At 71.2% G+C, this 14,664-nt stretch carries 10 protein-coding genes and 1 other RNA gene; 4 read left to right on the top strand and 7 right to left on the bottom strand.

The genetic code is table 11. The features are described from left to right. Positions 1–2: 2 nt before the first annotated feature. From rnpB to M6I34_RS09790, 7 genes are all read right to left on the bottom strand, one after another. Positions 3–419, bottom strand: an RNA gene (gene rnpB / locus M6I34_RS09760) — RNase P RNA component class A. A 131-nt stretch (positions 420–550) separates the two neighbouring features. Next, positions 551–1,543, bottom strand: coding sequence for a D-erythronate dehydrogenase (gene denD, locus M6I34_RS09765; RefSeq protein WP_272485494.1), 993 nt, complete (start codon positions 1,541–1,543; stop codon positions 551–553). Then, positions 1,540–2,427: a DUF3025 domain-containing protein gene (locus M6I34_RS09770; protein WP_272485495.1), complete on the bottom strand. Its 888-nt coding sequence runs from the start codon at positions 2,425–2,427 to the stop codon at positions 1,540–1,542. The genes denD and M6I34_RS09770 overlap by 4 nt, the downstream gene beginning before the upstream one ends. Beyond that, positions 2,409–3,461 carry a dihydroorotase gene (pyrC, locus tag M6I34_RS09775; RefSeq protein WP_272485496.1) on the bottom strand — a complete coding sequence of 351 codons (1,053 nt, stop codon included), beginning with the start codon at positions 3,459–3,461 and terminating at the stop codon, positions 2,409–2,411. Before pyrC ends, M6I34_RS09770 begins: the two co-directional genes overlap by 19 nt. A gap of 80 nt (positions 3,462–3,541) precedes the next feature. Beyond that, positions 3,542–4,831, bottom strand: coding sequence for a glycerate kinase type-2 family protein (locus M6I34_RS09780; RefSeq protein ID WP_272485497.1), 1,290 nt, complete (start codon positions 4,829–4,831; stop codon positions 3,542–3,544). Positions 4,832–4,933: 102 nt separating this feature from the next. After that, positions 4,934–5,932 (bottom strand): tripartite tricarboxylate transporter substrate binding protein BugD, encoded by a 999-nt coding sequence (locus M6I34_RS09785; RefSeq protein ID WP_272485498.1) that lies wholly within the window; start codon positions 5,930–5,932, stop codon positions 4,934–4,936. A gap of 194 nt (positions 5,933–6,126) precedes the next feature. Beyond that, entirely contained in the window at positions 6,127–7,191 is a 1,065-nt protein-coding gene (locus tag M6I34_RS09790; protein WP_272485499.1) for a tartrate dehydrogenase, read from the bottom strand. Between the two features lie 117 nt (positions 7,192–7,308). Here M6I34_RS09790 and M6I34_RS09795 point away from each other — a divergent pair, with 117 nt between their 5' ends. The 4 genes from M6I34_RS09795 (at position 7,309) to M6I34_RS09810 (ending at position 14,662) form a co-directional block, all read left to right on the top strand. Then, positions 7,309–7,776, top strand: coding sequence for a hypothetical protein (locus M6I34_RS09795; protein WP_272485500.1), 468 nt, complete (start codon positions 7,309–7,311; stop codon positions 7,774–7,776). 148 nt (positions 7,777–7,924) lie between these two features. Next, positions 7,925–9,823, top strand: a complete 1,899-nt coding sequence (locus tag M6I34_RS09800) for an AMP-binding protein (protein WP_272485501.1) — start codon at positions 7,925–7,927, stop codon at positions 9,821–9,823. Further along, positions 9,820–13,965 (top strand): non-ribosomal peptide synthetase, encoded by a 4,146-nt coding sequence (locus M6I34_RS09805; RefSeq protein WP_272485502.1) that lies wholly within the window; start codon positions 9,820–9,822, stop codon positions 13,963–13,965. Before M6I34_RS09800 ends, M6I34_RS09805 begins: the two co-directional genes overlap by 4 nt. Continuing rightward, complete coding sequence (locus M6I34_RS09810; RefSeq protein ID WP_272485503.1) at positions 13,958–14,662, top strand: 4'-phosphopantetheinyl transferase family protein; 705 nt, start codon at positions 13,958–13,960, stop codon at positions 14,660–14,662. Before M6I34_RS09805 ends, M6I34_RS09810 begins: the two co-directional genes overlap by 8 nt. The last annotated feature ends 2 nt before the right edge of the window (positions 14,663–14,664 follow it).

A 14,664-nucleotide genomic window follows, 5' to 3' on the forward strand; every position in this document is an offset into this window, starting at 1 on the left:
GAAGGGGGAGCGAGCCTGTAGGCCGGATTCTGTTCGCCGGGCCGAGACCCGGCGTGACGACCATTCGTCTGGGCGGTCGGTTGCCCGACCGCTCTAGCCATCTACCCGCATGCTCGGACGGGCCGTCCTGTGCCGCCCGAAGGCGACGCGCATGCCTATTCGATGTTGCTCCGGGTGGGGTTTGACGTGCCGGCCGTGTCGCCACGGCCGCGGTGAGCTCTTACCTCGCCGTTTCACCCTTGCCGTCGGCAGCCGGCGAACCGGCTGCCGCTTGGGCGGTCTGCTCTCTGTTCCACTTTCCGTCGCCCTGGGCCTTTCGGCTTGCTGCGCCTGGCCGTTAGCCAGCACCCTGCCCTGCGGAGTCCGGACCTTCCTCCAGCGCGGCTCGCGCCGCGTCCAGCGGCCGTCCAGCTCGCTCCCGACAGGAATTCTACCCCTTTGGGGCAGCAGTGGAAAGTCAGTGCTCGCTATCAGGAGAAGGTCTGGCGCCGGCGGCCCGGGAAGATCGAGGCCCGCAAGCCACCCGGGACGGGCCCGAAGGCCCGGTGGCTCAGCGACGCACGCCCGGCAAGCGGATCGCGTCGGGGTTGTCCTCGATGTAGGCGCGAACGATGGCTGCGAAATCGGCGTCGGCCCGGAAACCCATGGCCAGCGCCCGCGAGGTGTCGAAGGTCGCGGCCCAGGTGCGGACCAGCTTCAGGACCGCCTCGTCGGGCTGGTGCCGGACCAGCGCGACCGCCTGCTCGCCGGCCGCCTCGCGCAGCGCGGCCAGTTCCTCTTCCATGCTGACGACCAGGCCGGGCAGGTTCAGCGAGCGGTTCCAGCCCCAGTCCTGCGGCGTGAGCTCGAGCGCGTGCAGGAACATCTTCACGACCGCGCGCGGCGACGCGACCCACATCTTCGTCGACGGCTCGACCGGCAGGATCGCCTCGACCCCGGACAGCGGCTCGCGGATGATCCCCGAAGCGAAGCCCGAGGCCGCGGCGTTGGGCCGGCCGGGGCGCACCACCACGGTGGGCACGCGGACGCTGCGCCCGTCGACGTAGCCCTTGCGGCTGAAGTCCTGGACCAGCAGTTCGCCGATCAGCTTCTGGATGCCGTAGGAGCCCTGCGGCGTGGGGGTGGTCGCGTCGGTCACGACCGGCGGCAGGTCGCCGCCGAAGACCGCGATCGAACTGGCGAAGAGCACCCGGGGCTGGTGGCCGACCGCGCGGCAGGTCTCGAGAAGCAGCCGGGTGCCGTCGAGGTTCACCCGCATGCCGAGGTCGAAGTCGGCCTCGGCGCCGCCGCTGACCACGGCGGCCAGGTGCACGACGACTGCGGTGTCGGCATCGACGAGGCGACGGACCGTTGCCGGATCGGCGATGTCGCCGGTCACGTATTCCACGCGCGGATCCTGCAGCGCGCCGGCCGTCTGGTCGAAGCAGACGATCCGGTCGATCTTCGCGTCGCCGGCCGCGAGCCGCAGCGAGCCGCGATCGAGCAGCGCTCGGGTCAGCTGCTGGCCGAGGAAGCCGGCGCCGCCGGTCACCAGGATCTTCATCGTCGGGAACTCCTTCGTCTGTCTGGTCTGAATACCGAGCCGTCATTGTAGAACGCGGGGTCGGCGTTCCCCGGCCACCAGCCGGGGATGCCGAGCAGCGGCAGCGGCCGAAGGCTCTCGCGCGACAGTGCCTGCGCATCGAGCGAGGCCGCCACGCGGGCGTCCAGGTCGTCCAGCTCGTCGAGCGCGTCCGGTGCATCGGGCGCGCCGAGCGAGGCGACGCTCGGCGCGTGGGACCGGTCGCCCGCCAACGCGCCCGGCAGGCCGCCGGCCGGCCGGCGCACCGCGAGGGCCTGCGCGCAGATCGCCTTGTACGGGGCCTGCAGCTTCTCGAGCAGCGCGTGGCCCACGACCAGCACGCGAACGCCGCCGGCGAACGCGTCGCGCCGCGCGACGAACAGGCCCGTCCAGTCGAAACGGCGCCATCGATCGAGCGCGTCGTCGTCGTCGCTCACGAACAGCGCTCCGCTCTCGTCGAACAGCGTGACCGCGTCGCGCAATGCGCCGCGGCGCCCGGCGAGGCTCTCGGGGCGGGCCCGGATCGCCTCGGCCTGAAGCCGGTTCATCCGCGCCTTGATCGCCGGCCAGCGGAGCCAGCACAGCGCGTTGAACCAGTCGTGGACCATGCCGTCGCCCGACACACGGGTCGGCACGCGCCCGCTCGCGGCAATGCCGAGTTCGTAGGGCGAATCGTCCGCCTGCGCGGCGTCGACGAAGCGCACCGGCCGGCCGCTCTCGAGCGCGAGCCGCCGCGCCTCGGCCATTTCGTTCAGGCATTCGAGGTCCAGCCGCCCCCCGGCACGCGGATCGCTGCCCGCGAGCCAGTCGGAGAACGGCGCCAGCCAGGGCTCGGTGCGAGTCTGCGTCAGGCGACGAGCTTCCACTCGAGCGACTCGCCGCCGGCCAGCGGCACGATGTCGTCGTCGCCGAAGGGTAACGTTTCAGGGATCGTCCAGCGCTCGCGCCGCAACGTGATGCGGCCGGCATTGCGCGGCAGCCGGTAGAAGTCGGGTCCGTGGAAGCTGGCGAAGGCCTCGAGCCGGTCGAGCGCGCCGGCCCGCTCGAAGGCGGTCGCGTACAGCTCCATTGCGTGCGGCGCGGTGTAGCAGCCGGCGCAGGCGGCGGCGTGCGCCTTCAGCCGCGCCGGGTGCGGCGCGCTGTCGGTGCCGAGGAAGAAGCGCGGGTTGCCGCCGGTGGCCGCAGCCACCAGCGCCTGGCGATGAACCTCGCGCTTGAGCACCGGCAGGCAGTACCAGTGCGGGCGCAGGCCGCCGCTGAAGATCGCATTGCGGTTGTAGAGCAGGTGGTGCGCGGTGATCGTGGCGCCGATGCCGTCGGCGGCCTGCTCGACGTACTGCGCCGCCTCGCGGGTCGTGATGTGCTCGAACACGATGCGCAGCGCCGGGAAGTCGCGCCGCAGCGGCTCGAGCACCCGGTCTATGAACACTGCCTCGCGGTCGAAGACGTCGATGTCGGCGTCGGTCACTTCGCCGTGCACCAGAAGCGGCATGCCGACCCGCTGCATCGCCTCGAGCGCCGCGCGCGGCCGCGCGATGTCGGTGACGCCGGCGTCCGAGTTCGTGGTCGCGCCGGCAGGGTAGAGCTTGACCGCCCGCACCACGCCGCCCTCGGCGGCGCGCAGGATCTCGTCGGACGGGGTGACGTCGGTCAGGTACAGCGTCATCAGCGGCTCGAAGTCGCTGCCCGGCGGCAGCGCGGCGAGGATCCGCTCGCGATACGCGAGCGCCTGCGCCACGGTGGTCACCGGCGGCTTCAGGTTCGGCATGACGATCGCCCGGGCGAACTGCGCGGCGCTCGCACCCGCCACCGCCTCGAGCGCGCTGCCGTCGCGCAGGTGCAGGTGCCAGTCGTCGGGCCGGGTCAGGGTCAGCGTGGCGGGAGTCTGCTTCGTGTTCAAGATCGGCTCCGGATCGGTTTCTTTCGCGGCCCGGCGCGCCGGCGCCCGCGACCCGCGGACGCCCGCCCGGGCGGAGGGGCTCAGCTGGGCAACAGCAGGATCGCCCGGTAGTCGTTGACGTTGGTGCGCGTCGGCCCGGTCACCACCAGGTCGTCGAGCGAAGAGAAGAAGCGCCACGCGTCGTTGTCGTCGAGCAGCCTGCGCGCGTCGAGGCCCAGGACGCGGGCCCGAGCGAGCGAGTCCGGCGCGAGCAGCGCGCCGGCGTTGTCCTCGACGCCGTCGATGCCGTCGGTGTCGGCGGCGATCGCCCACGCGCCGGCCAGCCCGTCGAGCTCGCGACCGAGCGCCAGCAGGAATTCGGCGCAGCGGCCGCCCCGGCCCTTGCCGCGAACCGTGACCGTGCACTCGCCGCCCGACACCAGCGCGACCGGCCGGGCGAACGGCGCGTCGCGCGAGGCGATCTCGCGCGCGAGCGCCGCCATCACCTGGGCCACGTCGCGCGCCTCGCCGGTCACCGTGTCGCCGAGGATCGCCGCGCGGACGCCGGCACGCCCGAACACGGCGGCGCCGGCCTCCAGGCTGCGGTGGGCGGTGGCCACCAGCTCGCTGCGCACCCGCCCGAAGACCGGATCGCCGGGCTTCGGCGTCTCGCCGACCTCGCCGCGAAGGCCGGCCTGCAGGTGCCGGGCAACCGACTCGGGCGGCGCGACGTCCCAGCGCGCCAGAACGTCGAGCGCGTCGGCATAGGTGCTCGGGTCCGGCGCGCAGGGGCCGCTCGCGATCGCCGACAGGTCGTCGCCGGCCACGTCCGAGATCACCAGGGCCAGAACGCTCGCGCGGGTGGCCTGCGCGAGCCGGCCGCCCTGGATCCGCGACAGGTGCTTGCGCACCACGTTCATCTCCTGGATCGGCGCGCCGCTCGCCAGCAGGGAGCGCGTCACCGCCTTCAGGTCGGCCATCGGCACAGCGTCGACCGGCAGGCTCAGCAGGCTCGAGCCGCCGCCGGAGACCAGGACCAGCAGCAGGTCGTCGGGGCCGAGCTCGCCGGCCCGGCGCAGGATGTCGGCGGCCGCCCGCTCGCCGGCCTCGTCGGGCACCGGGTGACCGGCCTCGATCACCTGCAGGCGGCGGCAGGGCATGCCGTGCGCGTAGCGGGTGATGACCAGACCCTCGAGGGGCGCGTCGCCGGGCCAGTGGTCGTCGACCGCCCGGGCCATGCTGGCCGCCGCCTTCCCGGCGCCGACGACCAGCGTACGCCGGAACTTCCGGATCTCGTTCGGAACGGGCAGGAAGCCGGAAAGGGTCTTCAGCGGGTCGGCGGCGTCGACCGCCGCCCGGAAGCTCTCGAGGAGCAGTTCGCGGGGGTTCATCCCGCGAACTTTACCGCAGCGGGGCCGGCGCCCCGCAGCCCCGAACGCGAAGAAATCGACGCGAGCGGCCCGGGGTCGCCGAGCCGATCTCCTCGCGCGCCGTCAGTCGGCGTAGACGCCGGCCTTCTGGATCACCGGACGCCAGCGATCGATCTCGGAAGCGAGGTGCTTGCGCAGCGCCTCGGGCGTGGCGCGATCGGTCGACACGGTCGTTGCCCCGAGGTCGGCGAAGCGCTTGTTGAGGTTCTCGTCCTTCAGCGCCTGCTGCAGCCCGGCGACCAGCTTGTCGATGACCGCCTTCGGCGTGCCCTTGGGCGCGTACATGCCGTGCCAGATCGAGATGTCGAAGTCCTTGTAGCCCTGCTCGATCATCGTGGGCACATCGGGCAGCGACGGGATCCGCTTCGGCGAGGTGATCGCGATCGCCTTCACCTTGCCGCCCTTGATCTGCGGGGTCGTGTTGGTGGTCTGGTCGCACAGCAGGTCGACCTGCCCGCCCATCAGGTCTGCCATCGCAGGCGCCGTGCCCTTGTACGGCACGGTGACCAGCTCCTGGCTGATCGCCGCCTGGAACATCAGGCCGCACAGGTGCGAGGCCGCGCCGATGCCTGCGTTGGCGAGCGTGACCTTCGATGCGTTGGCCTTCAGGTAGGGAACGAGCTCGGCCATGTTCTTCGCAGGCAGGTCGTTCTTCACCATGATCGTCATCGGCACCTCGTTGATCATGCCGATGAACTCGAAGTCCTCGAGCGGCTTGTACTGGAGCTTCCGGTACAGCGACGGCTGGGTCGCCATCCCGATGTGGAAGACCAGCAGCGAGTAGCCGTCGGGTTTGGCGCGGGCGACCTTGCCGACGCCGATCGTGCCGCCGGCGCCGGCGGCGTTCTCGACGACGAAGTTGGCGCCGGGCATGGCCTTGGCCATCGCGTCGGCAACGGTGCGCGCCACCGTGTCGGTCGGGCCGCCGGCCGCGAAGGGCACGGTGATCGAGATCGCGCGGGTCGGGTAGTCCTGCGCGAAGGCAGGGGCGGCCGAAAGAACGGCCGCGGCGCCGGCGAGGCCGGCAACGAGGCGCTTCAGCGCCGGGCGACGATGCGACATGGGGGGTCTCCTTTGAGGAAGGACGAGGAGGCGAGAGAACGGATGGGCGGAATGTATCCGATCTCCGCCCCCCTTCACGCAATGACCCCGATCCGGCCCGAGATCGTGCCGCCGCCCTGCCGCCGCGCCCCCTTCCGGCGCGCCGCAGCCCCCGCCCCCGCGCTGCGGGTTCGAGGACGGTGGCCAGGCCGCGCTCAGCCGAGCGCTTCGGCGACCGCGCGGCCGACGTCGGCGGTGGTGGCCTTGCCGCCCATGTCGGGCGTGCGCGGGCCGTTCTCGGTCACCTGCTCGATCGCGCGCAGGATCGCATCGTGGGCGTCCTTGTGCCCGAGGTGCTCGAGCATCATCGCACCGCACCAGATCTGCCCGATCGGGTTGGCGACGCCCTTGCCTGCGATGTCCGGCGCCGAACCGTGCACCGGCTCGAACAAGGACGGGAACTTGCGCTCGGGGTTGATGTTGGCCGACGGCGCGATGCCGATCGTGCCGGTGCAGGCCGGGCCCAGGTCGGACAGGATGTCGCCGAACAGGTTGCTCGCGACGACCACGTCGAACCAGTGCGGGTTGCGCACGAAGTGCGCGGTCAGGATGTCGATGTGGAACTTGTCGACCTTCACGTCGGGATAGCTCGCCTGCATCTCGGCGACCCGCTCGTCCCAGTAGGGCATCGAGATGAAGATGCCGTTCGACTTGGTGGCCGAGGTCAGGTGCTTCTTCGGCCGCTTGCGGGCCAGCTCGAAGGCGTAGCGCAGCACGCGGTCGACGCCGGTACGGGTGAAGATCGACTCCTGGATCACGATCTCGCGGTCGGTGCCGGGGAACATCTTGCCGCCGATCGACGAGTACTCGCCCTCGGTGTTCTCGCGCACCACGTAGAAGTCGATGTCGCCGGGCTTGCGGTTTGCCAGCGGGCTGGGCACGCCGGGCATCAACCGCACCGGGCGCAGGTTGATGTACTGGTCGAACTCGCGGCGGAACAGCAGCAGCGAACCCCACAGCGAGATGTGGTCGGGCACCGTGGCCGGCCAGCCGACCGCGCCGTAGAAGATCGCATCGTGGCCGCCGATCTGGTCCTTCCAGTTCGACGGCATCATTTCGCCGTGCTTCGCATACCAGTCGCAGCTCGCGAAGTCGAAGTGGTCGTAACGAAGGTCGATGCCGAACTTGCGCGCCGCCGCGTCGAGCACGCGCAGGCCTTCGGGCACCACCTCCTTGCCGATGCCGTCGCCCGGGATCACCGCGATCCGGTGTGTGGTCATTGTTGCGATCTCCTGAGGGAATCCCGCGAACTCCGGGAATGTGGTGAACTCTGTTAGCGAGTGTAAAGCCTGACCGGGACGGTCAACCCCGGCCCGCACGCGTCCGTTTCCGAAATCATGAACGCGATCCGAATCGGCGGCCTTGCCGCGCTGGGCCTCAGCCTGCTGCTGGCGGGCTGCGTCACGCCGGCAACCACCGCCGTCTACTACGAAGAGGGGCATCCGGCGGCCGGCCCGGTCTACGTGGAGCCCTACCCGCTGGCGCCGGCATGGGTCGATCCCTACTACGTGCCCCGCCATCCGCCGCCGGTTTACCTGCCACCGCCGGCCTACCTGCCGCCTCCGGTCATCGTCACCCCGCCCCCGGTCTACGTCGCGCCGCCGGTGTACACGCGCCCGCCGTCGTACCGGCCGCCGCCCAACCACCGGCCGCCTCCGGGCCTCCGGCCACCCCCGAACGGTCGCCCGCCGCCCGTGGCGCAGCCACCGAGTCACCGGCCGCCGCCAGGCCGGCCCGCGCCAAGGCCGCGGGGGCCGATGCCTTGGGAGACGGGGCCGGAAACGGGGGAGCGGTCGGGGTCCTGATCGGGCCGCAAGGCCGCGGCGCACCCCCATCCGCCATCTGCGAGAAATCGTTCACGACCCGACCGGCCCGGCTGCAGGCATAGTGCATGAGCCGGGAGGAGCGGAGTCGGCCGCTCGTCCCTTCGATTCTCCGGGGGAGGGCAGAGCCGTGTCGACCATCGCGCAACTTCTGAAGAGCCGGCGCCTCGAGGCGGGCGGGTCTCCCGTGCTGCTTGCCAGCGGCAGGCAACCAGGCTCGTACGCCGACCTGTCGACGCAGGCGGAACAGTGCGCGGACGTCTTCCGTGCCGCGGGGCTCGGTCGCGGCTCCCGGATCGCCGTGTCCCTGCCGAACGGCCCGGAGGCCGCATCGGCCGTCCTCGCGATCGCTTCCTGCGCGACCTGCGTTCCACTGAATCCCGACTACCGGGGCGACGAGTTCCGCTTCTACCTCGAGGACTCTCGCGCCGACGCGATCGTGATCCGGCGCGACGAGCGCGGGCCGGTTCGCGATGCCGCTGCCGACCTGGGCCTCGCGGTGTTCGAGCTCGACACGGATCCAGGCGCACCAGCCGGGCGCTTCGACCTGACCGCCGCGGCCATCGGCGCCCACGCGCCTCGTCGAACGGACGAGTCGGCCTCCGACCTCTCCTCGCCCGCGGCAGACGATGTGGCGCTGATCCTGCACACGTCGGGCACCACCGCCCGACCGAAGATCGTGCCGTTGTCGCAGGCAAATCTCGTCGCGTCGGCTCACAGCATCGCGGCCCACCTCGCGCTGTCGCCGCGCGATCGGGGCCTGAACGTGATGCCGCTCTTCCACATCCACGGCCTCGTCGGCTCCCTGCTGTCGACGATCGCCTCGGGAGGGAGCCTCGCCTGCATGCCCGGCTTCGAGGCCGAACAGTTCTTCGACTGGGTCGCGGAGTTCGATCCGAGCTGGTACACGGCGGTCCCGACGATTCACCAGGCCATCCTGGCGGCGGGAGGCGCGTACCGCGCCCGGGCGCCCCTGCACGACTTTCGCTTCGTCCGCTCGTCGTCGGCGGCGCTTCCACCCTCGACCCTCGCGGGGCTGGAGTCTCTCTTCGGCGCGCCGGTCGTCGAAGCCTACGGAATGACCGAAGCCTCGCACCAGATGGCGACGAATCCCTTGCCGCCTCGTACGCGGAAGCCCGGCACCGTCGGCCTGCCCGCAGGCGTCGAGATCGCGATTCTCGACGGTTCCGGAATCGAGCTGGCACAGGGTGAAACCGGCGAGATCGCGATACGCGGTCCGGGCGTGACCTCGGGCTACGAGAACAACCCCGAGGCGAACGCCAGCGCCTTCACGCGCGGCTGGTTCCGCACCGGCGACCAGGGCTTCTTCGATGCGGACGGCTATCTGCGCATCACCGGCCGACTGAAGGAGATCGTGAATCGCGGCGGCGAGAAGATCTCGCCGCGGGAGATCGACGAGGCCCTGCTGGAGCACCCCGAGGTGGCCCAGGCCACCTGTTTCGCGGTGCCGCACGCGTCCCTCGGAGAGGACCTCGCGGCCGCGGTGGTGCCGAAAGCCGGGTGCCGGCCAGACGAAGCGAGCCTTCGGCGGTTCCTCTTCGGCCGCGTCGCCGACTACAAGGTGCCCAGCCAGATCGTGCTCGTCGACTCGATCCCGAAGGGACCGACCGGCAAGATCCAGCGCACGAGCCTGCACGAGAAGCTGGGGCCGGCGCTGGCGAGGCCGTTCGAGGCCCCGCGCACCGACACGGAGGCGATCCTGGAGTCCGTCTTCCGCGAGGTCCTTGCGACGGGCCCCCTCGGCATCCATGCGAACTTCTTCCTGGCCGGGGGTGACTCGCTGCGCGGAATGCAGGTCGTGGGCCGGATACGCGAGCGGCTGTCGGTCGAGCTGCCCGTCGTGACCCTTTTTCGACACCCGACCGTGGCGGAGCTGGCTTCGGCGATCGACGCGCTGGCGCAGCCGGCTCTCGACCGGGAGGCCGCACTCATGGCGGAGATCGACTCGATGTCCGACGAGGAGGTTGCGAGAATGCTCGAGGAGATGGAGCGGGGAGACGGTCGGTGACCCTCGGCGAACGGGATCGACGGGAAGATGGCGAACCCGGCGCCTCGGCGCGCCCAGCCAAGCCCCTGCCGTCTCCTGCCGACGCGAGAAAGCGGCTTCTCGAGCTGAGGCTGAAGGCCGGGCGCGACGCGCCCGCCGCGCCGCCGAAGACGCGCGACGGTGGCGCGCTCTCCGCGCCCGTCGCTTCCCACGCACAGGAAGCGCTCTGGTTCATCGAGCGCCTGCTCGGACCGAGCGACCTCTATCACGTGACGAAGGCGGTCCGACTTCGGGGCCGCCTGGACGAGGCCGCCCTCGAACGCAGCCTGTCGGCGCTGATCGAGAGGCATCCCTGCCTGCGGACCGGCTTCGAGGAGCGCGACGGCAAGCCGGTTCCGTTCGTGAGCGCGCCCTCCCCCGCGAAGCTCGCGACCGCGCGGGCCGGCGGCAATACGGCGGAGGAGCGCCGGCTCTCGACCTTGCGCCTGATGGAGGCCGAGGCGATGCGGCCCTTCGACCTCGCCAGGCCGCCCCTGATCCGGGGCCTCCTGATCAGGGTCGGACCGGAGGACCACGTCTTCCTGCTGGTGGCGCACCACATCGTCACGGACGGCTGGTCGATGGGCATCATCGCGCGCGAGATCGGGGAGCTGTACGGAGCGTTCTCCGCGGGCGGCGTTCCTGCCCTGCCCCCGCTCGGGGCCGACTTCGCAGGGCACGCAGTGTCCCAGCGACTTCGCATCGCGTCCGATTCCGGCGCGCGCGACCTCGACTACTGGCGAGCGCAGTTGCAGGGGCTCGAACCGCTCGACCTCCCGACCGACCCGCAGCTGGCGGATGGCGCTCGCTACGAGGGCCGGACCGAGACCGCAGTCATTCCCGTCGACCTCGCCCAGGCCCTCCGCTCGCTCGCGCAGCGCTCGGGGGCCACCTTGTTCATGGCGCTGCTCGCCGCCTACCAGGCGCTGCTCATGCGCCTGTCCGGGCAGCACGACTTCGCCGTGGGGGTGCCGGTCGCAGGGCGAGACGGCACCGCCCTGGAAGGCGTGGTCGGCTACTTCGTGAACGCGCTCGCCGTCCGGACGGACCTGTCCGGTTCGCCGGGCTTCCTGACCCTGCTGGCGCGGACCCGCCGGACCGTCCTGGATGCCCTGGAGCACCAGCAGACGCCTTTCGAGCAACTGGTGCACGAGCTCGCCCCGGATCGGGACCCTGACCGCAACCCGCTGTTCGACGTGATGTTCAACTACACGGAAGGGCTGCGCGGGCGCTTCCTTCTTCCCGGCCTCGAGTGCACGAGCGAGACCGTGCCGCGGATGCCGTCGAAGTTCGCCATGACCCTGTATGCGGAGGCTCAGGGCGACGGCGTCGAACTGCGCCTCGCGTATCGGGGCGACCGTTTCTCGCAGGCGCGGGCCGCGGCGATGCTCGCGCAGTACGTCGCCCTGATCGAGCAGGTCGTCGCGCAGCCCGAGGCGCCGGTCGGCGCCCACTCCCTCGTGACGGACCAGACCCGCGCCCTGCTGCCGGATCCGGCCGCGGAGATCTCCGCCCCGCCGCAGGTCCCGGTTCCTGCCCGGATCGCGATCCGCGAAGGCGACCGACAGCTCGGCTACCGCGACCTCGTAGCGGGGGCCCTGGACCTCGCCTCGCTGCTCAGGGCGCGCGGAGTGGCGCGCGGCGACGTCGTCGCGATCCAGATGCCCCGCAGCGCGGCGCTCGTCGAGGCCATGCTGGCAGCGCTGATGAGCGGCGCGGCACTCATGGTCGTGGATCCGGCATTGCCGCGCGAGCGGAGATTGGTGATGCTTCGCGAAGCCCGCGCAAGGCTCGTCTGCGTTTCCGACGCCGCGGGCGCCTGCGCCGAGCCCCCTTACCCCGGGGTCGAGGCGCTGCGGGTCGACGAAGGTCGCGCCGCAGCCGGGAGCGCCCCCGAACCCTCAGAGGCCGCAGAGGTCGACGGCAACGATCCCGCCTACCTGTTCTTCACCTCGGGAAGCACCGGGCAGCCGAAGGCGATCCTCGGGCGGCACAAGAGCCTGAGCCACTTCCTGGACTGGCAGCGGGCGCAGTACCGGATCGGCGCGGACGACCGGGTGTCCCAGCTCATCGGCCTGTCCTTCGACCCGCTGCTGCGCGACGTCTTCCTTCCGCTGACGAGCGGCGGCACGCTCTGCATACCGGGCGAGGACGACTTCGCGGATCCCATCGGCTGGCTCATGCGCGAGAAGGTCACGGTGGTCCACTCGACCCCTGCGGTCGTGCAGAGCTGGCTGGCGGCCCGGCCGGCGGACGCGGAACTGCCGGACCTTCGCTGGCTGTTCCTGTCGGGCGAACCGCTGACCGACTCCCTGGTGCAGCGGTGGCGCCGAGGCCCCGGCCGGCGAACCCGGCTCGTCAACTTCTACGGCCCCACCGAAACGACCATGATCCGGTGCGCGTACGAGATCCCCGAAGACGTGCAACCCGGCATCCAGCCGGTCGGTCTGCCGCTGCCGCACAGCCAGGCGCTGGTCCTCAATCCCGCCGGAGGCCTCTGCGGCATCGGCGAGCCGGGCGAGATCGTGTTGCGGACGCCCTTCTCCACGCTCGGCTACCTCAACCTGCCGGACGAGAACGCGCGCCGCTTCCGCCGGAACCCATTTCGCGACGACGACGCCGACCTCGTCTATTTCACCGGCGATCGCGGGCGCTACAGGCCCGACGGCGTGCTCGAGATCTGCGGCCGGCTCGACGACCAGGTCAAGATTCGCGGCGTGCGTGTGGAGCCAGGCGAAGTGGCCGCCGTGCTGTCTCGCCACGAAGGGGTCGATGAATGCGTGGTCGTCGCGCGCCCCGATCCCCGTGGAGAAACGGCCCTGGCAGCGTACTTCGTGGCGGGCGGGCCGACCGCCCCCGGGGCGTCGGAGCTTCGGGCCTACCTGAAGCGACATCTTTCCGCCGCGCTCGTGCCCGCCTCCTTCGTCCGGCTCGACTCGCTTCCGCTTCTGCCGAACGGGAAGGTCGACCGGCGGGCCTTGCCGGCCCCCGACTGGGGCGCGTCGGCGGCAGGCTACGCTGCGCCCCGCTCGGAGATCGAAAGGACGCTGGCGAGCATCTGGGAAGGACTTCTCGGCGTCGAGCGCGTCGGGCTCGACGACGACTTCTTCGAGCTGGGCGGGCACTCGATGCTGGCAATCCGCGTTCTGGCCGAAGTGGACAGGCGCCTGGGAAGGCAGCTCCGAATGGCTGCCTTCTTCGAGGCGCCGACGATCCGCCAGTTCGCCGCGCTGCTGGGCAGCGACGCGACTGACGGCAAGGGCTGCGTGGTCACGGTCCAGAAAGGAGACGGCAGCCGGCCCCTCTTCTTCGTTTCCGGCTGGGGCGCGCAGCTGATCGTGCTCAAGGAGCTCGCCAAGGGACTCGACGCCGGACAGTCGCTGCACGTCCTGGACACGGCCGCCTTCGACCCGGACGCGATTCGAGCAGCCGGGCAGGCGCTGACGATCGAATGGGTGGCCGCGCGCATGGTCGAGGACATGCGGCGGGTGCAGGCGACGGGACCCTACCGGCTCGCAGGCTATTCGATGGGCGGGAAGATCGTGCACGAGATCGCCCAGCAACTCGTCAGGTCCGGCGAGCGTGTCGCGCTTCTCGCCCTGCTCGACTCGCGGGCTCCGGGATACCCCCGCCGAAGGTCGGCGCCGGTGCGGGTGTTCCTGCACCTGCGCAAGGCGCTGGCGATGCCGCCGAGCGAGATGGCCCGATATATCGCCGGCCGGGCGCGCTGGATGGTCCGGCACATGATGCCGCGCGAGCGCGCCCTGTTCGAGGACGGCGAGGTCGAGCACACGGCGTTGACGCTGGCCATGGAGCGCGCAGCGCGGGCGATGCACGCCGCCTGGAGTGTCTACCAGCCTCGCTTCTACCCCGGCCGGCTGACGATGATCAGGGCGGAGGGCACGCCGGAGAAGGTGGGCGAGATCCACGACGACCCGACCCTGGGATGGGCGGCGCTCAGCGGCGAAGGCGTCGAGCTCCGGAGCATGCAGTGCGCGCACAACCACATGCTGCTTGCGCCGCACGCGGAGGACCTCGCGAAGATCCTGGCGCAGCTCATTGCCGACGAAGGACCGGCCTCCGCCGCCCGGCGGCAGCGCGAGAGCGCCGACTGCCATGCCTGAGGTCTGGAAGGTGGACGTCGAGGCGGAACGCCACCGGCTCGAGCGATACGGCGCCTTGCTGGCTCCTGCCGAAGCCGAACGCGCGTCACGCTTCCGACGGAGCGACGATCGCCTTCGCTTCCTGGTCGCGCGCGGAACCCTTCGCGAGATCCTGGCGGATCGACTCGGTTGCGCGCCGGATGCGATCGAGTTCGATACCGGCCCGAACGGCAAGCCCGCCCTGTCCAGCCGCACCGTCGGTGGGCCGCAATTCAACTCCAGCCACTCCGGCAGGTGGGTGCTGCACGCGTTCGACGACCTGCCGGTCGGCGTGGACATCGAGGAAATCAGGCCCGAGATGGCGATCCTGGAGGACTACGCCCGGGCGCTGTCGCCCGAGGAGCGGCGCCTGGTTTCCAGGGCCGCACCCGCCGACCGCTCCGCAGCACTGGCTCGTGTCTGGGTCCGCAAGGAGGCGTACGTCAAGGCCCTGGGAGAGGGATTGAGCGGCTCGTTGCCTGACATCGCCATCGACGAGGCCCCGGACGGAACGCCGACTCTCGCGCGCTCCGGGAACCGCCAGGTCGATCCCCGGGCGTGGAGCCTTGTCGACCTGGACGTCGACCCCGCGTACAGGGCCTGCCTCGCGCACGTCCGCCACCGGGGACCGACAGTGCTGCGAGAATACGGTTCGACCTGCTCGAGGACGCTCGGATGAGA

The organism is Zeimonas sediminis (assembly GCF_023721795.1).
Classification (GTDB): domain Bacteria; phylum Pseudomonadota; class Gammaproteobacteria; order Burkholderiales; family Burkholderiaceae_E; genus Zeimonas; species Zeimonas sediminis.

Bases quoted from the DNA above. Each gene is read 5' to 3' on its own strand.
- denD (WP_272485494.1), bottom strand. From the start codon at position 1,543: ATGAAGATCCTGGTGACCGGCGGCGCCGGCTTCCTCGGCCAGCAGCTG.
- M6I34_RS09810 (WP_272485503.1), top strand. From the start codon at position 13,958: ATGCCTGAGGTCTGGAAGGTGGACGTCGAGGCGGAACGCCACCGGCTC.
- M6I34_RS09790 (WP_272485499.1), bottom strand. From the start codon at position 7,191: ATGACCACACACCGGATCGCGGTGATCCCGGGCGACGGCATCGGCAAG.
- M6I34_RS09795 (WP_272485500.1), top strand. From the start codon at position 7,309: ATGAACGCGATCCGAATCGGCGGCCTTGCCGCGCTGGGCCTCAGCCTG.
- M6I34_RS09780 (WP_272485497.1), bottom strand. From the start codon at position 4,831: ATGAACCCCCGCGAACTGCTCCTCGAGAGCTTCCGGGCGGCGGTCGAC.
- M6I34_RS09785 (WP_272485498.1), bottom strand. From the start codon at position 5,932: ATGTCGCATCGTCGCCCGGCGCTGAAGCGCCTCGTTGCCGGCCTCGCC.